This window comes from Sphingobium sp. CR2-8 (assembly GCF_035818615.1).
Lineage (GTDB): Bacteria > Pseudomonadota > Alphaproteobacteria > Sphingomonadales > Sphingomonadaceae > Sphingobium.
Window position 1 is genome coordinate 2,502,900 of record NZ_JAYKZY010000002.1, and the last position, 22,877, is coordinate 2,525,776.

The window sequence follows — 22,877 nt, forward strand, 5'->3', positions numbered from 1 at the left end:
TAGGTTGCTTGGCGGCACTTTCCGATAGGATCAGCCCGGCGCAACAAAATGCCAAGATTAGCGGGAAATATGCGAAGTTAAGCGCAGGCACTCCTATTTGCGCCGTCGGCAATTGGACAGTCGCCGCGACCGATCCGGGCGATGCTATCAACGGCGCCCTGCCGCTCCAGATGGAAAGCGCCCATATCGCCTTCCACTGGAAGCCCGGCACGGTCGATACCGCCGATGCCAAGGCGGCGGCTGCGCATCTGGAATATGTCTGGTCCTATTTCATCGATATGTTGGGCTTCCCCCAGCCCCATTGCGGTGACGCTGCCAAGCTGAAGGTCAACGCCTATATCGGCGTCGATTATGGCCTGACCGGCGGCACGGATTCGCTCGGCCATATGGGCATGTGGATCGGACCGGGCGCGCTCAAGGATCGGTTCGGCCTCGCCCATGAACTGACCCACGCCTTGCAGGCCGCGACCGGTCGGCTGATGGACTCGCCTTACACCGGCTGGATGTTCGAAAGCCATGCCAACTGGATGACGACCCAGTTGCCCGAGTTTCGTGCCAACACCCATTGTTCGGTGCTGCTCAAACAATATCCGCACCTCTATTATGGCTCGACCCGCTCGCGCTACTGCAACTGGCAATGGTTCGAGTATCTGAAGGACCGGCACGGCTATGACGCCGTCAACGCCCTTTGGCGCACCGCGCCGGGCAAGGACGATCCCGCGCGCCTGACCGCCGATCCCTTCACCGTGCTGAAAAGCAACATGGGCTGGACGCAGGATCAACTCAATGATGTGTTCGGCGACTGGGCGCTGCACAACGCCAACTGGGACTATGCCAATGGCGATGCGTATCGCCGCAGCTATGGCGGCTACGGCCAGAGTAGCGGACCCGACATATTGGCCGCGACGGTGCTGGACCCGGTCGATGCCGAAAAGCGCCGCTACGCGGTGCCGGAGATGTGGGCGCCCCAACGCTGGGGCTATAATATCGTCAAACTGAACCCCGACGCCGGGCAAAGCCGCGTCAGCGTTACCTTTCGCGGCATCGTGCAGCAGGCATCGGCCACCGCGAAACTGCCCGGCCTCGCCGACGAACCCGATACCATCCCGCCGCCCGCCTCCGATTGGCGCTGGGGCGTGGTCGCGGTCGGCACAGACGGCAAGAGCCGTTACAGCCCGCTCCAACGCGGCGCGCGCGCTCAGACGGGCATCGCCATCCGCCCTGATGACAGGGGCCTCTACCTCGTCGTCATGGCAACCCCGTCCCAGATGCAGACAATCCGCTGGGACCAGCCCTATTATTCCATCTACCGCTATCCCTGGATGGTCGAACTGGACGGCGCCCGGCCCGACGCCCCCGCCCCCATCCCCGGCGGCCATCGCCACCCCAATGGCGGCGGCTGGGTCGGTCCGGACGCGAAGGTCGCGTCCACCGCCTGGGTCGGGCCCTATGCCCGCGTTCTTTCCGGCACCGTCTCCGACCGGGCACGGGTAGAGGATCATGCCGTCGTTACAGACCGGGCACAGCTACAGGACGATGCCGTCATCGCAGGCCTCACCCTATTGCGTGGCGACACGATCCTGCGCGGCCATGCCCGCGCGGCGACGTCCATGCTGGGCATCGGCGAATATGAGAAAGGGATCATTCTGTCGGGCACGGCCCAGACGATCGGCGACGTCGAACATCGCGGCGGTCAGTTCGACAAGGGCGTCTCCTACGGCTTCGTGGATCAGGACGCGGCCAAAGACCCCAAACGCGGCGCGGACCTGACCGCGCCCGTCCCCGAAGTCACCGCCAAGCCCGACTATCGATGGATACCCTGATGACCACGACCAGCGTGCCGGAAGCCGAAATGCTCTGGGGCCATCCCAAGGGTCTTTATGTCCTCTTCTTCACGGAATTGTGGGAGCGTTTTTCATTCTACGGGATGCGCGCGCTGCTGATCTTTTACCTGACGCGCCATTTCCTCTATTCGGGCGAGCAATCCGGCCTGCTCTACGGCTCCTATCTGGCGCTGGTCTTCCTCTCGCCGATGATCGGCGGCTATCTGGCCGACCGCTGGCTGGGCCAGCGCAAGGCGGTGCTGTTCGGCGGACTGGTCATCGCCAGCGGCCATATCACCCTTGGCCTGGAGGACGCGCTGGGCGCTGCGGCGCAATCGACCTTCTGGATCGGCCTGTCGCTGATCGTCGTGGGCACCGGTTTTCTCAAGGCCAATATTTCGGCGCTGGTGGGCAAGCTCTACACCGCCCATGATCCGCGCCGGGATAGCGCTTACACGCTCTTCTACATGGGCATCAATCTGGGCGGCGCAATCGGCCCGGTCATTTGCGGCCTGCTGGGCGAAAGGCTGGGCTGGGGCTATGGCTTTGGCGCGGCGGCGGTCGGCATGATCGCGGGCGTCATCGTCTTCGCACGCGGCAAGCGCCACCTGCTGGGCGGCGGCGAAGCCCCCGATCCGACGGCACTGGCGCGGCGGGTGTTCGGCGTGAAGCGCGAATGGCTGATCTATGGCCTCACTTTGCCGCTGACCCTGCTCAGTTGGGTATTGCTGGTATCGCCCCGGCTGACCGGCACGCTGCTGGCGGTGGGCGGATTGCTGATCGGGCTGCTGCTGGTCTGGATCGCGCTGGCGCGGCTGGCAGGGGAGGAACGCCGCAAGTTGCTGTATGCGCTGGCACTGATCGTGGTGCAGCCGGTTTTCTGGGGCCTCTACGAACAGAGCGGATCGTCGCTGAACCTGTTCATCGACAATCATGTGAACCGCATGATCCTAGGCTTTGCAGTCCCGGCCTCCGTCTTTCAGGCGCTCCCACCCTTTTTCGTCTGCCTGATCGCCCTGCCCTTCGCCGCGCTCTGGCTGCGCCTGGCCAAGGCGGACCGGATGCCGACGCCGCTCAGCAGCTTTGGCTTTGGCATCATCATGGTCGGTGGCGGCTTCGTGCTGATGGCAGCGGCGCAGTTGGTGCCGCCGGACCAGAAGGTGCCGCTGGCCTTCATCGCCCTGCTCTTCCTTTGCCATGCGATCGGCGAAATGTGCCTGTCCCCCGTTGGCCTGTCCGCCATGTCGCGCCTTGCCCCGCGCCATATGACGAGTTTCCTGATGGGCACCTGGTTCCTGGCGACGGCAGCGGGCAATTTCAGTGCGGGCGTGATCGCATCGGTGATCGGGGCGATGGGTGGTGGCGGCGCGACCGGCGGCGACCGGACGATCATCCTGGACGCCTATCTGCGCATCGGCCTGGTCGCCGCCGCGATTGGCGCGCTCGTGCTGGTGGTGAATATCGGGGCGCAGCGGATACTGCGCCCCGCAACCCGGTAATCAGGCGGCGAAAGGCCGATCGATCGCGATCTGCGGCTGGGTGAACCATTGCGCACCGGTTTCGGTGACGTAGAAATGATCCTCCAGCCTTATGCCGAAACGCTGGGGCACGACGATCATGGGTTCGTTGGAAAAGCACATGCCTGGCGCTAGCGGGGTCTTGTCGCCGCGCACCAGATAGGCGGGTTCGTGGATCGACAGGCCAATGCCATGGCCGGTGCGGTGCGGCAGGCCGGGCAGCCGATAGTCGGGACCAAGCCCCGCCTTCTCCAACACCGCCCGCGCCGCCGCATCCACGCTCTCGCACGGCGCGCCGGGGACGACCGCGTCGAAGGCGGCCTGCTGCGCTTCCTTCTCGATCGCCCATATGTCGCGCGCATGGGCATCCACCGGCCCGAAGGCATAGGTGCGGGTGATGTCGGAATGATAGCCCTGGATCGTGCAGCCCGTGTCGATCAGCACCAATTGGCCCTCCACCAGCGCGCGGTCGCCGGGCAGCCCATGGGGGTAGGCGGTCGCTTCCCCGAACTGGACGATGCAAAAGCTGGAGCCGCTGGCACCCAGCCGACGATGCGCCTCGTCGATGAAGCGCGTCACTTCGCTGGCGCGGATGCCGGGATGCAGGATGCGGGCGGCGGCGGCATGGACGCTCAGCGTCATCGACTTGGCCTGTTGCATCAGCGCCAGTTCGGCAGCGGACTTGACCATGCGGCAGCCGCTGATGACCGGCGTGGCGTCAACCAGAAGCGCCGATGTCGCGGCGCGCAGCCGCTCGGCGAAATGGAAGGGCAGTTCGGGGTCGACTGCCATGGTCCGAACGCCCGCTTCCGCCAAGGCATCGGCCACCAGCGCGACCGGGTCTTCATCCTCCTGCCACGACCGGATATCGGCGGCGATGGCCAGGTCGGCCTCCAGCGTGCCGATCTCGAAATGCGGGCAGATGACGATCGGCGTGCGACCGGGCACCAGCAGCATCGCCACCAGCCGTTCGGTCTGCCCCCACGGCACAGCGGAGAAATAGCGCAGCGAGGCACCGGCATTCACAAGCAGCGCCTGCGCGCCCAGGCCGTCGGTCAACGCCTGCGCATTGGCGATACGGGCCAGTCGTTCGGTCGCCGCGATGGGGGCCGCGACATCGGTCCAGGGGTGCAGCCGGTCCAGTTCGATCGCTGCGGTCGATCCACCAATCATGATCCGTCCTTATGCAAAACGCGCGATGTCGAACAACGAATTGGACGGTTGTGGAGCCCTTTCCGTTACCATGTCCGTCACCAGCCGCGCCGTAATGGGTGCGAGTGTAAGCCCCAGATGCTGGTGCCCAAAAGCGTAAAAAAGATTGTCCGCCTTGTCCGCGCGGCCGATGGCGGGAAGATAGTCGGGCAAGGTCGGGCGGCAGCCCATCCAGCGGGTGAAGGGGGCACGGATCGGCAAGCCCAGTTCGGCGACATGCCGTTCCAGCCGTTCCCATTTTCGCGGGTCGGCCGGGGCGTCGATCCGCCCCAGTTCCACGAAACTGGCTGCCTGCACGCAGTCCCGATAGCGGGTGACGATCATCGACCGTTCCTCGAACACGATCGGCGGCAGATCGGCGGGCCAGTCGGCGGCATCGGCGCGGATATGATAGCCGCGTTCCGCGATCATGGGCACCTTGTAGCCCAGCCCCTCCATCAGCGCGCGCGAGCGGACACCCGCACAGAGGATGACGCGGTCGGCCTCTACGCCGGTCACCTCGACCCCATGGCCGGTGCGGCACAGGGTGGCGCTGCGTCCGACGATTTCGCCGCCCGCAGTAACGAAGGCGGCGCGCAGGGCTTGGCGCAGGGCGGCGAGATCGGCGATCTGCCCGCTACCGGTAAATCGGATGGCGCCCGTCAGGGGTTGCGTGGTCAGCGCCGACAGGATCGTGATTTCCGTTTCGTATGCGTCATGAACATGGGCAGTGCCGGTATCGGCCGCCGTCCAGGCAGCGCGGCCTGTTTCGGCGGCCTGCGCACCCTGCCACACAAGATAATGTCCGTCTTGTTGCAAAAGCGTCGGTTCACCGATCCGATCGACCAGCGCTTCCCAGGTCGGCATGGCCTGTGCCAGCAGTCCGCGCAGCGCCTCACGCCCCGCGTGGAACCGCGCGGGACGCGCCGCCGCCATCAGCCGCAGGCCGAAGGGAAGCCAGGCTCCGATCGCTGACGGCGGACAGTCGAGCGCGCCGCCCCGTTGGAACAGCCGACGCGGCACACTGCGCAATTGCGCCAGCGACGCCAGCGGTTCGACCTGCTCGACCGCGATATGACCGGCATTGCCCCAGGAAGCGGCCTGCCCGGCGGCATCGTCATCGACCAGTATCACGGCCTGCCCTGCATCCAGCAGAGCAATGCCGGTAGAAAGGCCCACCACGCCGCCGCCGATGATCGCTATGCGCCCCACAAAAACCCCATTGCATCGCCTCGTTAATATCGTATACGGTATATCACCTGAGCAGATAGCGTATAAGGGCCTGTCCGACAATGTATGATTTCGTCATTTCCATCGCCAGTCAGCGGTCCCACCGCCGCCGCGCGCGGGCATGACAGCAATGTTGGACGAGCCTACAACAAAAACGCTTTTGCAGTGCAATAGGCCATTATCTACCATATACGGTTCAATCGTGACGCCTCCATCCCGCGTCGCAGCGCCTTATATGGAGACTGACAGGTGACCATCGTCGTCCGCACTCTTTCCGAACGTATTTTCGAAGTTATCCGCGAGCGAATCGTGGAGGGAAAGCTGCCCGACCGCGAACCGGTCCGGCAGGATGCGCTGGCGGCCGAACTGGGGGTCAGCAAAATCCCCCTGCGCGAGGCGCTGGCGCGGCTGGAGCATGAGGGGCTGCTCACCAGCCAGGCCAATCGCGGCTGGTTCGTCCGACCGATGTCGGCCGACCAAGCCGAGGAAATCTACCTGCTGCGCCTGGCGACCGAGCCGGTCGCCGCCGCTTTTTCCTGCACTCGCACCAACGAGGCCGACCGGCAGGCCGCGCTCGACGCCTTCAAGTTGCTCGATGCGGCCGCTAATGACGATCTGAACGCCGTCGCCGTGCGCAATCGGGAATTCCATGTTGCGCTGGTGCGTCCGGGCGGGCGACTGTTGACGACGCAACTCGTCGAAAGGCTCGAGGTTCTGGCGGAACGTTATGTGCTGGCGCATCTGGCGCCGGCCGGCCGTGGCGACCGCGCCCATCTGGAGCATCAGGCGCTGCTCGACGCCTGGCTCGCCGGCAATGCCGACGAAGTGCAGGCGCTGCTGACCAGCCATATTTCCAGCACACTGGACGACCTGCGCGCGCAACTCGCCGCCAGTCACACGCAATGATCGTATAAAAGGGGACTTCATGCTCGGACCACGCAAATCCATCGAGTCACTCGCAAGGCGCGAGTCCGGGCATAGTCTGGCCAAGACGTTAAGCTGGCCGCACCTCATTGCACTGGGCGTAGGCGCGATCGTGGGCACTGGCATCTATACGCTGACCGGCGTGGGTGCCGAGCGCGCCGGTCCCGCCGTCATCCTGGCCTTCGCCATTGCCGGCGCGGTCTGCGCCTGCGCGGCACTGGCCTATGCCGAAATGGCGACCCTGATCCCGGCGGCGGGCAGCGCCTACACATTCAGCTATGCCGCCATGGGCGAAACCGTCGCTTGGGTCGTGGGATGGAGCCTGATTCTGGAATATTCGCTCGCCTGCTCGACCGTCGCGGTCGGCTGGTCGGGTTATCTGGTCGGCTGGCTGACATCGGCGGGCATCCATCTGCCCGCGATGCTGCTGGTCGGGCCGCATGGCGGCGGCCTCATCAACCTGCCCGCCGTGATGGTGGCGCTGGCCGTGATGGGGATGCTGATCGCGGGTACACGCGAAAGCGCGACGCTCAACATCATCCTGGTCATCATCAAGCTGGTTGCGCTGTCTATCTTCGTAGCGATCGCGATGCCCGCCTTTCAGTCGACCAACCTTGATCCGTTCATGCCCTATGGCTTTACCAGCACCGAAATCGGCGGCGAGAAGCGCGGCGTGATGGCGGCGGCGGCGATCGTCTTCTTCGCCTTTTACGGCTTCGACGCGGTCGCCACATCGGCGGAAGAAGCGAAGAACCCGGGCCGTGACCTGACCATCGGCATCATCGGGTCGATGCTCGTCTGCACTGTCATCTATATGGGCGTAGCCATTGCCGCTATCGGTGCAGTGCCCTTTCAACAACTCGCCAATTCACCCGAACCGCTGGCGCTGGTGCTGCGCCAGCTGGGCCAGCCGGTCGCCGCACATCTGATCGCGCTGGCCGCCGTCATCGCATTGCCCTCCGTCATATTGGTGATGATGTATGGCCAGAGCCGCGTCTTCTTCGTCATGGCGCGCGACGGCCTGCTGCCGCGCAGTCTGGCCAAGGTCAGCCCGCGTACCGGCGCACCGACCCGCATCACGCTGATCACCGGCGTGTCGATCGCGCTGGTCGCGGGCATATTCCGCCTGGACGAGATTGCCGAGTTGGCCAATGCTGGGACGCTGATCGCCTTCATGGCGGTGGGCGCCTGCCTGATGATCCTGCGCCGTCGCTCACCGGAACTGCCGCGCCTGTTCCGCTGTCCGCAACCCTATATAGTGGGCACGCTGACGATCCTGGGCTGCGCCTATCTGCTGTTCAGCCTGCCGGAATCCACGCTGATCCGCTTTGGCGCGTGGAATGTGATCGGACTGCTGTTCTACATATTCTACAGCCGCAGCCGCAGCACCGCCCGGCAAGAGGCTGCCGACGCCTGACGGCGGCGCAGCCTTCCCTCTTCGTTTCAACTTGATCCCAAGGAGATCGCGATGACACGCGCCCTTTTTGCCGCCCTTCTTGCCACCGCCAGCCTGACTATGCCTGCCGCCGCCAGGACGGCTTTCGACGGCGTCTGGCTGTTCGACAAGACGCCGCCCACGCCGGGCGTCACCATGATGGAGGTCAAGAGCAAGGGCGCGAAGATCGAAGGGCGCGTCACCACGCTATGGTATGGCCCGGTCGAGATGCTCAACCCGCGCATCGAGGACGGCAAGCTGCTGTTCGAGGCGCGCAACATCAACGATCGCGATCATCCGACCCGCAACTGGAGCGTCGTCCTGAAGGATGGGCAGCCGCATCTGGAAGGCCAGATCTGGGAGAGCAAGATCGCGATCGACGGCTATCGCGGCACAGCCAAGGACGCCAAGGTCCGCGCTTTCCGCTTCGCCGCCTTGCCGCCGTTGGGCCAGCCCATCCCCAGCAAACTGGCCGCGACGCCGCCGATGGGCTGGAGCAGCTGGAACAAGTTCGCCGAGCATATCGACGACAAGACCGTGCGCGCCATGGCCGATGCCATGGTATCGACCGGCCTGCGTGACGCGGGCTACACCTATATCAACATCGACGATGGCTGGCAGGGGACACGCGACGCGACAGGCGTGCTGCAACCCAATGCGAAGTTTCCCGACATGAAGGCGCTGACCGATTACGTTCATGCCAAGGGACTGAAGATCGGCATCTATAGCTCTCAGGGGCCGCGCACCTGCGCGGGTTATGAGGGCAGCTATGGCCATGTCGCGCAGGATGCGAAGCGCTTCGCCGACTGGGGCTTCGACTATCTGAAATATGACCTCTGTTCGGGCGAATGGTTCTATGCCGATGCCGATACGGTCGAGCGCAGTTACCATGAAATGGGCGCGGCCTTGCAGGCGACCGGGCGGGAGATGATCTTTTCGCTGTGCGAATATGGCCGGTTCGATGTCGGCAGCTGGGGCCGGGACGTGGGCGGGCAATTGTGGCGCACGACCGGCGACATCACCGACGATCATGAGACGATGGCCAAGATCGGCTTCGACAAAAATGGCAACGCGGCCCATGCCGGTCCGCATGGCTGGAACGACCCTGACATGCTGGAAATCGGCAATGGCGGGATGAGCGCCGACGCATATCGCACCCATATGACGCTGTGGGCCATGTCCGCCGCGCCGCTGATGATGGGGCATGACCTGCGTGAGACGGATGCGGCGACGCTGGCGATGCTGACCAACCGCCGCATCATCGCGATCGACCAGGATGCGCGCGGCGTACAGGGCAAGGCCGTGCGTAAGCAGGGCGCTCTGGAAATCTGGGCCAAGCCGCTGGCCGACGGACGGGTCGCGCTGGCCCTGTTCAACCGCGGTACGGAAGGCGCCACGATGGCGCTGACGGCAGCAGATGCCGGGCTTTCCGCGATCGCGCAGGTCGAGGATCAATGGTCGGGCGCTACGGCGGCGGCTCTGCCCGGCAGCTATGATGTGTCGGCGCACGGCGCGGTGATGGTCGTGGTGAAGGGCCGGTAACAGGCAAAGGGGGAGTATCATGCGCATTTGGATGCACTCCAGCGCGACCGGCGCGCTGATCGCCGGCCTTCTTCTCTCCCCCGCCGCGTCCCAGACCAGCCCGCCCGAATGGGAGCAGCCGGACGTTATCCGGCAGGGCGCCGAGCCGATGCATACGACGTTCGACGGGTTCGAGACGCGTGCGGGCGCCCTTTCACGCGATGTGGCGCGGTCGCGCTATCATCTCTCACTCGACGGGGACTGGCAGTTCCACCTCTCGCCCAATCCAGAGAGCCGACCTGTCGATTTTTACCGCCCCGGTTTCGACGCCGGCGAATGGGGTACGATCAAGGTGCCGGGGATATGGCAGGCGGAAGGGCATGGCCGGCCGGTCTTCGTCGGCAGCGGCTATCCCTTTCCGCGCAACCAGCCGAAGATCGAGCATAGCCTCAACGAAGTCGGTTCCTACCGACGCGAGTTGACGATCCCGGCGCATTTTGCCGGACGACGCCTGCTCCTCACGGTGGGGGCGGCTGGGGCGGCCTATTATCTGTGGGTCAATGGCGAGCGGGTCGGCTATTCCGAGGACAGCAAACTGCCGACCGAGTTCGACATCAGCCGTCATGCGAAGCCCGGTCGCAATATCGTGGCGATCGAACTCTATCGCTTCGCGGACGGCAGCTATCTGGAGGATCAGGACTTCTGGCGGGTCAACGGTATCGAGCGGAGCATCAGCCTCTATGCCGCGCCGCACACCCATATCACCGACCTGACCGTCGATGCGGGGCTGGAGCATGACTATCGTGACGGGCGGCTGGGGCTAACGGTCGCGATCGGCGACGCACCCGCCGAGATGCGCGTGCGCGCCACGCTGCTGGATGGCGGACGAAGCCTGCTGGTGCGCGAGGCAGCCGGCAGCGGTTCTATAAAACTGGACGTCGGCCTGCCCGGCGTGAAGGCCTGGACCGCGGAAACGCCCAACCTCTACACGCTGCTTGTCGAACTGCTGGACCAGAAAGGTCGACTGGTCGAGGCGACAAGTCGGCGCATCGGGTTCCGCACGGTTGAGATTGCCAACGGCGAGGTGCGGGTGAATGGCCGACGGATCACGATCCGCGGCGTCAACCGGCACGAACATGATCCCAAGACGTTCCGCATCCTGTCCGAAGCGACGATGCGCAGGGATATCGAGTTGATGAAGGCCGCGAACGTCAACGCGGTGCGCACGTCCCATTATCCCAACGATCCGCGCTGGTATGACCTGGCCGACGAATATGGCCTCTACATCATGGATGAAGCCAATATCGAAAGCCACGGCTATCTGGGCCTGTCGCAGCAGCATGACGACGATCCGTCGATGCTGCTGGGCAACGACCCCACATGGCGGGCCGCGCATCTGGACCGGGTGCAGCGCATGGTGCAGCGGGATCGCAACCATCCGTCTATCATCTTCTGGTCGCTGGGCAACGAGACGGGGATCGGCACGAGTTTCGAGGCGGCGGCCAAATGGGTGAAGGCCAACGATCCGACCAGGCTGGTCAGCTTCCTGGGCTGGAGCATGAGCAACTGGCGGCATCCGGTGAACCCCTATGTCGACATCTTCGCGCCCATGTATGACGATGTGCCCAAGATGATCGATTATGCGCGCGATCCGGCCTTCAAACAGCCGTTGATCCTGTGCGAATATGCCCATGCGATGGGCAACAGCCTGGGCGATCTGGAGGGATACTGGCAGGCGATGCGCGCGCATCCCAAGTTGCAGGGCGGCTTCGTGTGGGACTGGGTCGACCAGACGATGTTGCTGAAGGACAAGGAGGGACGGCCCTTTTGGGGGCAGGGGCTGGATTATGATCCCGATCCCGAAGCGCCCGGCGTGCATGGCGACGACAGCCCGGTCGGCGATGGCGTGATCCAGTCCGACCGGACGCCCGACCCCGAATATTTCGAACTGGCTAAGGTGCAGGCGCCGATCGCTTTCCTGGTGGATGGCAGCGGTTATCGCATCGTCAATCGCCACGACCATATCGACCTGTCACGCTTCACGCTGGACTGGACGGTGCTGGAAGATGGCGTAACGATCGCGCGCGGCGGCCTGCCCATGCCGGCGGTCGCGGCGGGCTTCAGTGCGCCGCTGCCCCTGACCCTGCCCGCGCCGAAGAATGCGACCGCAGAGCGGATATTGGTGCTGCGCGCCCGGACGAAAGCAGGCGCCGTGCCGATGCTGCCGGTCGGCCATGTCGTGGGCTGGGAGCAGTTCGCGTTGAACGCCCCCGCCCTGCCCGCGCCGCCCACCGGCAATGTCGCGCCGGTCGAGGATGCCGATACGCTGCGCCTGTCGGCCGGGAACGCGATGCTGGAAATCGACCGCGCAACGGGACTCGTGCGGCGCTATGCGCGCGGCGGGACACTGTTGCTGAGCGGCGGCGCCCCCCATTTCTGGCGCGCACCGACCGATAACGACATCGGCGCGGGAGTTCCCAAGAGCCACGCCATGTGGCAATATTTTTCCGCGCATCGCCGTGTGGAATCGGTCGCGCAAATGGGCAATGCGATCGTCGTGCGGCATGATATGGGTGTCGGATCGGTCAAGACCGAAACCCGCTGGACCATGGCCGCCGACGGCCGGGTCGGCGTGACGATGCGCTTCGATCCGATCCGCGATACGCTACCCGATCCATTGCGGGTGGGCCTCGCCTTCGACACGCCGTCGACATTGAACAGGGTCGACTGGTATGGTCGTGGTCCGCACGAAAGCTACGCGGATCGCAAGACCAGCGGGTTGGTCGCCCGATGGAGCGGCACCGTTGCGGAGCAATATCACGACTATGCCCGGCCGCAGGAATCCGGGAACAAGAGCGACGTGCGCTGGATCGCGCTGACCGGGGGCGGCACGGGCCTGCGCATCACCGGCGCGCAGCCGCTGTCGGTCAACGCGCTGGCCTTTCCCTATGCCGATCTGGCGATGCAGCCGCCGGGACGGGCGCATAGTTCGGACATCCGCCCGCATGATCACGGCACGCTGCTGATCGACGCGGCGCAGGCGGGCGTGGGCGGCGACACCGGATGGAATCTCGACGGGCGGGCGCACATGCCGTTCCGCATTCCGCTCAAGTCACTGACCTACAGCTTCACGATCGACGCGCCCCACTGACGATCAACGGTGACGCGCACGGAAAGACCCGCCTGCGCAGTCATGCAGGCGGGTCTTTTTGCGTCTAAAGTGGCCGGGTTTTACCCCCGGCCAGCCTGTATTGGTTTTACCCGATTTCCAAGTCATCAGATGATTCCATCTGATGAGAAATCGCTTTAGAAATTCACCGTCGCGCCGATGAAGATGTTGCGACCCAGCGCGTCATAGACGCCTGGATAGGTGTTGCCGTTGCCGAAGGACGACAGGATGCCGGCCGCGATCGCTGGCGGATCCTTGTCGAACATATTGTTCATGCCAGCGCGCAACGTCAGCTGCTTGCCGATCGACTGGGTGAGCGACAGGTCGAAATAATTATAGTCGTTGATCTTGCGGTTGATGACGCTGGGCGTACCGTTGAGCGCGGCATTGTCCGACAGGCTGGACAATGTCGTGCCGCCGATGTGACGCCAGGACAGCGAGAGGACGGTATCGCTGGGCGCCATCCAGGTGAAACGGGCCACATGGCGCCATTCGGGTGATGGTTGACCACAGGTATAGCCGAACAGGCCCTTGCAGTCATAGCTTCCCTGGCCCGGCAACGGTTGCGATACCTGCTTGGCCAGCCAGGTGCCGACTGCATTGATGTTGAATTGGCCCAGCTTGCCGATGCCGAACGTATAGTCGGCGGTCACGTCGATGCCGGACGTCTTGAGATATCCGGTGTTGAGCGTCGTCGATACGATATAGCCGTTCTGACCGAAGATAGCGCCCGACCGTGGATCACGATTGAACAGGCCGCAATAATAGGGATCGCCGGTCTGGGCGCACTGGCTGATGATCAACGAGGCGTCGAGCGCACCGATATAGTCCTGCACCTTGATCTTGTAATAATCGACAGACAGCGAGAAGTTGCGCAGCGAGCGCGGCGTCAGCACGAAACCCGCGGTGATCGTATCGGCCGTTTCCGGCTTCAGTCCACGATTGCCGCCGCCCAGTGCAGAACAGGTGTCCGCCGGGCATTCCACGATATTGCCATATTGCGCGGCGGTAACGCCGGTGAGCGCGCAGGTCGCTTCGGACGCGACAGGGTCCGGACCGGAACAAGGGTCTTGCCCGGCGACATTGCCGACCGACTGCGACGCGAAGAGTTCACCGATATTGGGCGCACGGATTGCATGGTTGTAGCTGGCACGCAGGCGAAGGTCGTCGACCGGTTGCCAGCTAAGTTCGCCCTTGTATGTCCAGACATTGAAATTGGACTTGAAACCGGTCGACTTCTGCTGATTCTTGTATGACGAATAACGCAAACCACCATTGATTGTCAGCGACCGGACGAAGGGCATGTCCGAAATCAGCGGAATTTCGATTTCGCCATAGCCTTCGGTCACGCTGATGACGCCATCCGCATTGGTGGCGCCGCCCTGCTGCGCGATCTCGTCGGCGAAATAGTTCAGCGTCTCGCGGCGATGTTCCGCACCCAGCGCAATGCCCACGCCCCGGCTGGCCCAGGGACTGGTGATGCCCATCTGGCCCAGATCGCCGCTCAGCGTGCCGGAAAAGACCCGCTGCGAATTGCGGGACGAGGTGTTGCTGGGGGTGAAGAGATAGTTGCCCTGTTCTGCGGTGACGCCGCCAGCCGCGAAGACATTGACCGGGATACAATTGGGGTCGGTGCCGTCGATGACCGAACGACAGGTGGGAACGCCGTTGACGGGCACGACGTCGAGCGCGCGTTGCGCCTTTACCGCATCGACATTGTTGAGATAGCGTTCCTTGAAGCGAACCAGCGAATAGAGATAGTTCACATCATAGCTAAAGCCACTGCCCAGATCGCCGCGCACGCCGGCGGTATAGCGATAGTCGTTATATCTAAGGTCATCACGGCGTGGGGCGAGGGTCATGCGGTAGCCGACCAGCGCATCGGCGGTCTGGCTGGTGCCCGCCTTGGCCCCGCACAGGGTGTTGAGCTGGCTGGCGCTGGCCAGCGGATTGTTGCACGAAATAGCGAAGGGCGAGCCCAGGAAGATCGCCGAGGGCGCGACCTGCGAGAAGGTATGATCACGCATGAACATAAAACTGCCATAGACTTCGGCCGCCTTGCTCAGTTCGAACTTGGCGAAAGCGCCTGCGGTGATGCGTTCGTCCGACCGCTGGAAATAATTGTCCGGCGCGTAATTATAGGCATAGCTGTTGTCGTAGGGTACGAAGGTCTGGCTGCCATCCTTGTTGTTGGTTAGCGTCTGGCCCTGCGCAGCGCCCTCCAGCGGGACGAATGTGCCAAAGGGCGTATTGCTCGACCCGCCGCAGAACAGGGCTGTGCCGGCATCGTCAGCCTGTTGCAGCGCGCAGGAAGATACGTCGCGGTTCGACTGACGCACCGGATCATGATGGCGATAGCCGGCATAAGCGGTGATGTTGCCGCGACCATCGGCGAAATTCTTGCCCGCAGACACGGTGATGTCCTGCTTGCCGCCGTCCATGACCGAACCGTTGGCCTTGCGATAGCCCTTGTCGTCGAGCAGGCTGCGTACCGCGCCATTGTTGTTGTCATGCTGATAGAAGCCGGTCTGGGCGTCGATCCGGATGCCGTCCAGATCATCCTTCAGCACGAAATTGACGACGCCCGACAGCGCGTCCGAACCGTAGACCGCCGACGCGCCGCCAGTCAGCACATCGACACGCTCGACCAGGCTGCTGGGCACGAAATTGAGGTTGATCGCCTGCTGGGGCAGCATGCGCTGGCCATTGACCAGCACAAGCACGCGGTTGTCCCCCAGATTGCGTAGATTGACCTTGGAGGTACCGTCCGAACCATTCGAGACATTCTCGTTCGCATCGGCGGTGAATTGCGGCAGGCGGTTCAATACGCCTTCCACCGTGGTTGCCCCCTGGTAGCGAAATTCTTCCGCGCCCACGACGGTCTGAGGACTGTTGCTCTGCAGATCGGGGCGCTTGATGCGCGTACCGGTCACGACGATGTCCGATGCACCGGACGCTGCGGGTTCCTGCGCGATCTGCGCCAGGGCAATCCCAGGCAGAACGGCGGTCGCCGCCGCAGCACAACATAGTCTTACACGGTAATTCCGCATTGATTGTCTCCCTGGCGTTTTTTGCAGGAAAGACGCTGCGGCAAATTCGCCGGAAAGTCAAATATGGTATACGAAATATATTATGCAAGACGACCATTGCGATAGATATACGGCGCTACGCCACCTGCGCGAAACGGCAGTTGTCGGAGGCGGCCTCGTCGTTCCATCTGTTACGCTTCGACAGAAGATCACTGTAAAGGCAAGAACGCCTTCTGCTCGCGCACGAGCCGTTCGGTTGCGGACCCTGAGGCATAAGCTCGGCGAGAAGGGACAAGAACACTGTGACTCTGGGCTGGCAAAAGCGCGTGGGCGATCCTTCCGGCCGCGACCTGAAACCTATTTGGCGGCACACCGGGTTGCCAGGCGCGCGCACAGCAGACATGTGTCGTTCCAACAGGAGATACGCATGACATCCAAATCGCTTGTTGCCGGCATGGCGCTTGCTGCCATGATCGCAGGCGCGGCCCCGGCATTTGCCAAGAGCAAGGACGCCCTCGCCATTTCCGTTTATAATCCGGGAGAGAAAGGCGTCTTCGCCGTTTCCTCGGAGATCGTCTCCGGCCCGCATGAGGTGATGCTGGTCGACGCCCAGTTCTCCGCTACGGACGCCAGGGCGCTGGTCGCGCAGATCAAGGCGACCGGCAAGACCTTGAAGACGGTCTATATCAGCCACAGCGATCCCGACTATTATTTCGGGCTCGAGACGATCCACGCCGCCTTCCCCGACGCGAAGATTGTCGCCACGCCGCAAACGGTGGCCGCAATACGGGCAAGCAAGGATGGCAAGCTTGCCTTTTGGGGACCGATCCTCAAGGACAATGCGCCCACATCCGTCATCGTCCCGGAGCCTCTCACGGGGAATATGCTGACCGTAGACGGCAAGGCGCTGAATATCGTCGGGCTCGACGGCCCGACCCCAGACCGCACATTTCTTTGGGTGCCGTCGAACAGAGCGGTGATCGGCGGCATTCCCGTTGTCGCCAACGAGCATGTCTGGATCGCGGATACCCAAACGTCGCAATCCCGTGCGGACTGGAAAAAGACGCTCGACGCGATCACCGCGCTCAAGCCCCTGATGGTGGTTCCAGGCCATTATTCGGTCAATCGCGATGGCAGCCAGCCCTTCACGCTGGCGGCGGTGAAATTCACCCGGGACTATCTCGACGCCTTCGAGGTGGAGGCTGCCAAAGCGACCGATTCAGGCGCACTGATCGCTGCGATGAAGCGGCGCTATCCCGGCCTCGCCGGCGAGGATTCCCTGACGACCAGCGCCAAGGTGATCAAGGGCGAGATGAAATGGCCGACGGAAGACCCTGCCAACTGATTTGCCATTGGAGGGTCCAAGGCAGCCAGAAACCACGTTGAATTTGCGAGGATCCTTGGCCGATGGCCGACTGGCCGTTCACTCCTGCCGAGAGCCATGACGGAAAACCCCTCGACTGGCATTGTCGGACACTTCCTCGATCCGACAGTGATTTTTGGACATGCCAAGGGATCACAGGGGCGCGCAATTCCGTGCACGCCGGATTTTCGGCGGAATTGCGCTGCGACTGCCTGAGATTCATGTGATTGCCGACACCCGAAACTTGCCCATTTCCCCATGAGGTCGGGGGTCCGAAACTCAATCAAGAACAGCTTCGGGAATAGGACGTTCACTGCTCGCGTTCCGCCGAATTGCGGGACCGATTTCCCCATTACGTCCCGAAAGAGCGAATGTCCCTCAGCCCGCGGGATAAAGCATGCCGGTGCAAGCCACGTTGGCGGCGATACCACCGTCATGCGAGCGCCCAACAAGCAGTGTATGATCAACGACACGATTGCGACCGCCATGTTTAGCGGCATAAAGCGCCATATCGGCTTGGGTGATCAGCGCCTCCCAAGTCGCGCCTTGCCGTGCAGCCCGACTATGCCCCAGACTGGCTGTGCAGCGGAGCTCTGTACCATCGCTCAGGAATACAGACATGGTCTCGATCGAAACTCGGATTCGTTCTGCGATCTCCGCCTCGATGGCTTCGGGGCCGGGCGCCAGCAAGATCATGAACTCCTCACCGCCCACCCGGGCGACGAGGTCGGTCGAACGCACCGTTTCGGCGATCCGGGTTGCCACCGCGACAAGCACCGCATCGCCTGCGAGATGTCCCCACCGATCGTTCAATCGCTTGAAATTGTCGATGTCGAGCAGGATGAGTGCCAGATCAGCGCTCTCTTGTGCCAGGGATTCGATCCGCTTTGCACCGGCCTCCCACATAACGCGACGATTGGACAAGCCAGTAAGCGCATCGCGTGTCGCCTGCCAGACCAGTCGCTCGTCCAACTGCCGCGCGATCATCCACAGGAGGCAGACGGCGATCATCCATGTCAAAAGCAGCCGTGCCACCAGTCCCACGACTGTGCTGATTTCGAATGCCAATGTGCTTTCAGCACCCGCCAATACTGCCAAACTGCGCAGCCCCATAATGCCTGCCCAGGCGAAATGAAGGACGGCCGCCAACCTAGCTGGCGGACGATGTGGCAGGTCAGCATGGCGCCAGAGCGCCACACCGGTGGCGATAGTCAGCAAGCCTCGAAGAGCGCAGCCGAACAGCAACATCACGCCGAAGTCGGGTTTCGGCAGCGACAGTGCGTAAGCAACCTCCACCAGCGCCAGTAGCACGGCGAACCCAATCGGCCAGTTGTCCCTACTCGGACGGTTGAGGAACAAGTTGGTTGCAACCAACGCGACCGCCATGCCAACGTCGATCGTGAGATTGGCGATCAACTGAATCCGCGGCACCATGATGTTGAACGCGCTCAGCATGAGTGCAACGAAGCCACTCGTCATCAGTATGTTGGCCAAACTCCAGAGCAAAAGACTGGCCGGTCGCTTCACATAATCTGTAGCTCGCCAAAAGCCCAGGAACAGACACGCCGAAACGAGTGACGTGAACGCGTTGACGAACAGCATCGTCGTCAGGTCAATTTGACTACCGAATTCCCGCATGGCTGCATCTTATCAGTAAATACTTAGAAACCCTTACCTTCTCGGAAAGTAAGCGCATCGGCGCGATCTTTGGACTCCCCTCTTCCCGTCATCAAAGCCATTTACCGTACGATCTAGGATGTTTATTCAGAGACGCCGGAGTTTGTCCGCGCGGATCGCCTAACGGTATAAAAAAAAGCATCCAAATCGGAACAGCGGCGGCAGGCGGCAACAATCGGGCGAAAGCCGCCGCCTGCCATATGATAGCCGCTATGTCGGGAGCTGACGCAATCGGTCGTTCACGCGTTGGGGACGGAATGGCATGAACTGGTCGACTGCTACCGGAAGCGACGCACCGCGAACGGAGGCTATCCGCCTACCCAGCTCCATTCATGGTCCGTTCCCTCGCGCCTGCCCTTGTGATATAGGCAATTGAGAAAGCAGCGAGATTCCTGATTTCAGCAAGAACGAACCGGCGCCTTTCTGGAAGCCTTATCGCTCATCTCATTTCCATTACATATCTGAAAACCAAAACAGAACTATTGTGAGTTGGATTCCGGCTCGGCCATATATTCCGGCTGATAAACCTTCCTTCTCGACTTGCCGCATGTCGCCCGTCTAAGAGAACGGCATGATGAAGCTGTTCATTGGCAACAAAGCCTATTCGAGCTGGTCGCTGCGCGGGTGGCTGGCGTGCAAATTGTCCACCCTTCCGTTCGAGGAAGTGGTCGTGCCCCTCTATGACGAAGCGTGGGAGAAGCGGCGCGAGGGCGACGAGTTCGCGCCGTCGTCCGGCAAGGTGCCGATCCTGTGGGACGGCGACGATGTCGTCGTGTGGGACAGCCTCGCCATCGTCGAATATCTCAACGAGAAAAGCCGCGCGGAAGGAGTTGGGGACGACCTGTTCTGGCCGACCGATCCCGCCGCGCGCGCGATGGCCCGGTCCATGGCCGCCGAAATGCACAGCAGCTTCGCTGCGCTCCGCCGCGAGCACAGCATGAACATCCGGCAAATCTATCCCGCCGTGCCGCCGTCCGACGCGGTGGCACAGGATATCGCGCGCATCATGCAGCTTTGGGCGCAGGCCCGCGCCCGCCACGGTGGCGATGGCGATTTCCTGTTCGGGACCTTCGGCGCCGCAGACGTGATGTTCGCGCCCGTCGTCACCCGCCTCATCACCTACCAGCTGCCGGTCGCCCGTTTCGCCGAAGCCTATATGCGCGCGATCATCGCCCATCCCTGGATGCAGGAATGGATCGGCGGCGCGCAGGCAGAGGACTGGGTCATCGACCGGTTCGAAATCCCTCCGCAGACGGCGTAACGCCATGAGCGATACGCCCGAAACGCCGCAAGCCGAAACGCCCAAGGAAGCGCGCGCCGCCGAAGCCGCGGCGATCCGTCGCCGCTGGATCACGCTGGGGGAAATGCTCGCGGTGCTGGCGGTCGGCATTTCCGCCCTCACCCTCTATCTCAACTGGGCGGACAAGCAGGACGAACGCGCCGACAAGGCGGCGCAAAGCCGCAAGGCGTCCAGCCGCGCTGCGATATTGGTGCTGAACGCGGATAGCGTGAAGGACGACCGGATCGCCTTGAAGCCCACCGATCCGGACCAAGTCGTGCAGAGCCAGACCATCCTCTTCCCCGCGCGCTCGGCATCGCGCCGGTGGAGACGACGGGCGATCCCCGGATCGAGGCGGACTGGTTCGAAAGCGCGCTCAAAAAGGCGCGCGCCAAGGCGAAACTGCCTGATGACAGCGTCGGCGACGAGCGCTTGCCGGTCGCCATCACCACCCGCTTCGTCGTCGGTGGCGATGCGCATGAAAATGTCGCGCTCTACGACATCGGCTATGGCGTCAAAGGCGGCTGGATCGCGGGGCATAGCGTGGCGCTGCGGGGCCTCTCGCGGGTCGCAACGCTCAAGGCCGATGGCGCGCAGGCCGGCATCGACGCCCGCTGGGCGCGACTGAGCCAGAAATAGCCGCACGTCTGCCCCAAGCCCATCTTCGTCGCCTGAAAGCGCAAAGCACCTTGTCTTGTCGGTCGCAACCGTCTGGAAGAGCAAGCGCGCAATGGCCGCCCGGGGGAACAGAACAGCCGTGACGGGATCGATCGACCTTTTCCATGCGACGGCCGGGCTGCTGGTCGGCGTCCTCGTCGGGCTGACCGGCGTGGGCGGCGGATCGTTGATGACGCCGCTGCTGGTGCTCTTCTTCGGCGTTAGCGCCAAGACGGCGGTGGGCACCGATCTGCTGTTCGCCGCGATTACCAAGATCGCCGGGTCCGCGGTCCATGGCAAGCGCGAGACGATCGAATGGCCGATCGTGCGCCGCATGGCGCTGGGCAGCGTGCCTGCCGCCATCCTCACCCTCATCCTTCTGCGTCAGGTCGGCAGCGTCGGCCAATCGAGCGAAAAGATCATCCTGACGGCGCTGGCCGCTCTGCTGGCGCTCACATCGGTCGCGATCCTTTGCCGCAAATGGCTGTTCCGCCACCGCGGCGACCTCACCACACAGCGCCCCGCCGGCATCACCTTTGCTGCCACGACAATTCTCGGCGCGCTGATCGGTGGCGCGGTGTCGCTGTCATCGGTGGGCGCGGGCGCGATCGGCGTCACCGTGTTGTTGATCCTCTACCCCCGGCTGCAAATGGCGCGCATCGTCGGGTCCGACATCGCCCATGCGGTACCGCTGGCGCTGATCGCGGGGACGGGCCATTGGCTGATGGGCGACGTCAACGGCGTGCTGCTCACCAATCTCCTCATCGGCTCCATCCCAGGCGTGGTCCTGGGCAGCTACCTTTCGTCCCATGCCCCCGACAGGATCTTGCAACCGCTTCTCGCCGCCGTGCTGGCGCTGTCCGCCTGGCAGCTGTTCGTCAAGGCACGCGCGCCCGAGCCGACGCATGTCGCAGCCCCCGCTCTGGTCCAGCCGCACTAAAGCCCAACCCCGTCATCCCGGCGAAGGCTGGGATCTCAGGCAATGACGCGCCAGACCTCCAAAGACCCCAGCCGGACCAGAAGGCCGGACCAAAGAAAAAGCCCGGCCACTCCATCGGAGCGCCGGGCCATTTCTATCGGATCGGATCGCAGGCTTTAGCCGACGATTTCTTCCGGCTTGAAGAAATAGGCGATCTCGATCGCGGCATTTTCCTCGCTGTCCGAACCATGGACCGAATTGGCTTCGATCGATTCGGCCAGTTCCTTGCGGATCGTGCCGGCGTCGGCATTGGCGGGGTTGGTGGCGCCCATGATGTCGCGGTTACGCTGCACGGCGTTTTCGCCTTCCAGGACCTGGACGACGACCGGGCCGGAAATCATGAAGGCGACGAGGTCGGCGAAGAAGGGACGATCCTTGTGGACGCCATAAAAGCCTTCGGCCTGCTCGCGGCTCATGCGGATGCGCTTGGACGCGACGATGCGCAGCCCTGCTTCCTCCAGCATCTTGGCGACCGCACCGGTCAGGTTGCGACGGGTCGCGTCGGGCTTGATGATCGAAAAGGTGCGCGTGACGGCCATGGCCCTCGGTACTCCAGATTGTTGGGAATAAAGTTGCGCGGCCTTTAGACGCGGCCGCGCCAGGCCGCAAGGGGCTTAAGGACTTAGGCCATCTGCACCCATTTGCGCCCGTCCTGCCGGAAGTAACGGGCCGCTATGCCGTCCTGCTTGGCCAATGTCCGCCAACTCCCCCGCGCCGCCTCGATCGTGTCATCGTCGAAAAAGTGGAAAACCCGCTCGAATTCCAGCGCCGCGTCGCGCCAGACGCCGTCCGCCAGCGCGATGTGGCGCGCGCCGTTCACGGCCTCGCACGTGTCGCTCAGCAGGATCGGCTGCACCGCCTCTCCCCCTTCGCCCGCCCGCCCATGCGCCAGGAAGCTTTCGGGCGGTCCGGCCCACAGGCCTGCCGAAATCCGCTCCAGCCGGTCAGGCTCCGTCGCGACCACCAGCAGCCGCGCGCCCATCCCCAATATGCGGGCCGCGATCGCGGGCAGCACCTGGTCCACGGGATCGCGGCTGAGCTGGTAGAAATCGACCTGCATGATCCTCTTTCACACCCGTTCGG

Annotated in this window: 15 protein-coding genes and 1 pseudogene; 10 read left to right on the forward strand and 6 right to left on the reverse strand. The window is 63.3% G+C overall.

Annotation, left to right across the window (positions count from 1 at the left end):
- Positions 1–8: 8 nt before the first annotated feature.
- Positions 9–1,823, forward strand: coding sequence for an Svx/AvrXca family virulence/avirulence protein (locus U5A82_RS16080; RefSeq protein WP_326291840.1), 1,815 nt, complete (start codon positions 9–11; stop codon positions 1,821–1,823).
- Positions 1,823–3,322, forward strand: coding sequence for a peptide MFS transporter (locus U5A82_RS16085; RefSeq protein ID WP_326291841.1), 1,500 nt, complete (start codon positions 1,823–1,825; stop codon positions 3,320–3,322). The genes U5A82_RS16080 and U5A82_RS16085 overlap by 1 nt, the downstream gene beginning before the upstream one ends.
- On the opposite strand, the gene U5A82_RS16090 is transcribed toward U5A82_RS16085, so the two are convergent.
- Both U5A82_RS16090 and U5A82_RS16095 read right to left on the reverse strand, forming a co-directional pair.
- Positions 3,323–4,513, reverse strand: coding sequence for a Xaa-Pro peptidase family protein (locus U5A82_RS16090; protein WP_326291843.1), 1,191 nt, complete (start codon positions 4,511–4,513; stop codon positions 3,323–3,325).
- A gap of 9 nt (positions 4,514–4,522) precedes the next feature.
- Entirely contained in the window at positions 4,523–5,743 is a 1,221-nt protein-coding gene (locus tag U5A82_RS16095) for an NAD(P)/FAD-dependent oxidoreductase (RefSeq protein ID WP_326291844.1), read from the reverse strand.
- 267 nt (positions 5,744–6,010) lie between these two features.
- On the opposite strand from U5A82_RS16095, the gene U5A82_RS16100 reads away from it, so the two are divergent.
- Genes U5A82_RS16100 through U5A82_RS16115 form a run of 4 tightly spaced genes read left to right on the forward strand, consistent with a single transcriptional unit; the run spans position 6,011 to position 12,792 of the window.
- Positions 6,011–6,667 carry a GntR family transcriptional regulator gene (locus tag U5A82_RS16100; protein WP_326291845.1) on the forward strand — a complete coding sequence of 219 codons (657 nt, stop codon included), beginning with the start codon at positions 6,011–6,013 and terminating at the stop codon, positions 6,665–6,667.
- A gap of 19 nt (positions 6,668–6,686) precedes the next feature.
- Positions 6,687–8,102 carry an amino acid permease gene (locus U5A82_RS16105; RefSeq protein WP_326291846.1) on the forward strand — a complete coding sequence of 472 codons (1,416 nt, stop codon included), beginning with the start codon at positions 6,687–6,689 and terminating at the stop codon, positions 8,100–8,102.
- Between the two features lie 51 nt (positions 8,103–8,153).
- On the forward strand, positions 8,154–9,662 hold the full coding sequence (locus U5A82_RS16110) for a glycoside hydrolase family 27 protein (protein ID WP_326291847.1): 1,509 nt from the start codon (positions 8,154–8,156) through the stop codon (positions 9,660–9,662).
- A gap of 19 nt (positions 9,663–9,681) precedes the next feature.
- Complete coding sequence (locus U5A82_RS16115) at positions 9,682–12,792, forward strand: glycoside hydrolase family 2 TIM barrel-domain containing protein (protein WP_326291848.1); 3,111 nt, start codon at positions 9,682–9,684, stop codon at positions 12,790–12,792.
- 155 nt (positions 12,793–12,947) lie between these two features.
- On the opposite strand, the gene U5A82_RS16120 is transcribed toward U5A82_RS16115, so the two are convergent.
- On the reverse strand, positions 12,948–15,860 hold the full coding sequence (locus tag U5A82_RS16120; RefSeq protein ID WP_326291849.1) for a TonB-dependent receptor domain-containing protein: 2,913 nt from the start codon (positions 15,858–15,860) through the stop codon (positions 12,948–12,950).
- A 406-nt stretch (positions 15,861–16,266) separates the two neighbouring features.
- Here U5A82_RS16120 and U5A82_RS16125 point away from each other — a divergent pair, with 406 nt between their 5' ends.
- Positions 16,267–17,184, forward strand: a complete 918-nt coding sequence (locus tag U5A82_RS16125) for an MBL fold metallo-hydrolase (protein ID WP_326291850.1) — start codon at positions 16,267–16,269, stop codon at positions 17,182–17,184.
- Positions 17,185–17,580: 396 nt separating this feature from the next.
- On the opposite strand, the gene U5A82_RS16130 is transcribed toward U5A82_RS16125, so the two are convergent.
- On the reverse strand, positions 17,581–18,840 hold the full coding sequence (locus U5A82_RS16130; RefSeq protein WP_326291851.1) for a GGDEF domain-containing protein: 1,260 nt from the start codon (positions 18,838–18,840) through the stop codon (positions 17,581–17,583).
- A 610-nt stretch (positions 18,841–19,450) separates the two neighbouring features.
- Here U5A82_RS16130 and U5A82_RS16135 point away from each other — a divergent pair.
- The 3 genes and pseudogenes from U5A82_RS16135 (at position 19,451) to U5A82_RS16145 (ending at position 21,755) form a co-directional block, all read left to right on the forward strand.
- Entirely contained in the window at positions 19,451–20,140 is a 690-nt protein-coding gene (locus U5A82_RS16135) for a glutathione S-transferase family protein (protein ID WP_326291852.1), read from the forward strand.
- A 4-nt stretch (positions 20,141–20,144) separates the two neighbouring features.
- Positions 20,145–20,797 (forward strand): annotated as a pseudogene (locus U5A82_RS16140) (hypothetical protein).
- 91 nt (positions 20,798–20,888) lie between these two features.
- Entirely contained in the window at positions 20,889–21,755 is an 867-nt protein-coding gene (locus U5A82_RS16145; RefSeq protein ID WP_326291853.1) for a sulfite exporter TauE/SafE family protein, read from the forward strand.
- A gap of 155 nt (positions 21,756–21,910) precedes the next feature.
- On the opposite strand, the gene ndk is transcribed toward U5A82_RS16145, so the two are convergent.
- Both ndk and U5A82_RS16155 read right to left on the reverse strand, forming a co-directional pair.
- Positions 21,911–22,333 (reverse strand): nucleoside-diphosphate kinase, encoded by a 423-nt coding sequence (gene ndk / locus U5A82_RS16150; protein WP_326291854.1) that lies wholly within the window; start codon positions 22,331–22,333, stop codon positions 21,911–21,913.
- A gap of 83 nt (positions 22,334–22,416) precedes the next feature.
- Entirely contained in the window at positions 22,417–22,854 is a 438-nt protein-coding gene (locus U5A82_RS16155) for a DNA polymerase III subunit chi (protein WP_326291855.1), read from the reverse strand.
- Positions 22,855–22,877 lie beyond the last annotated feature (23 nt).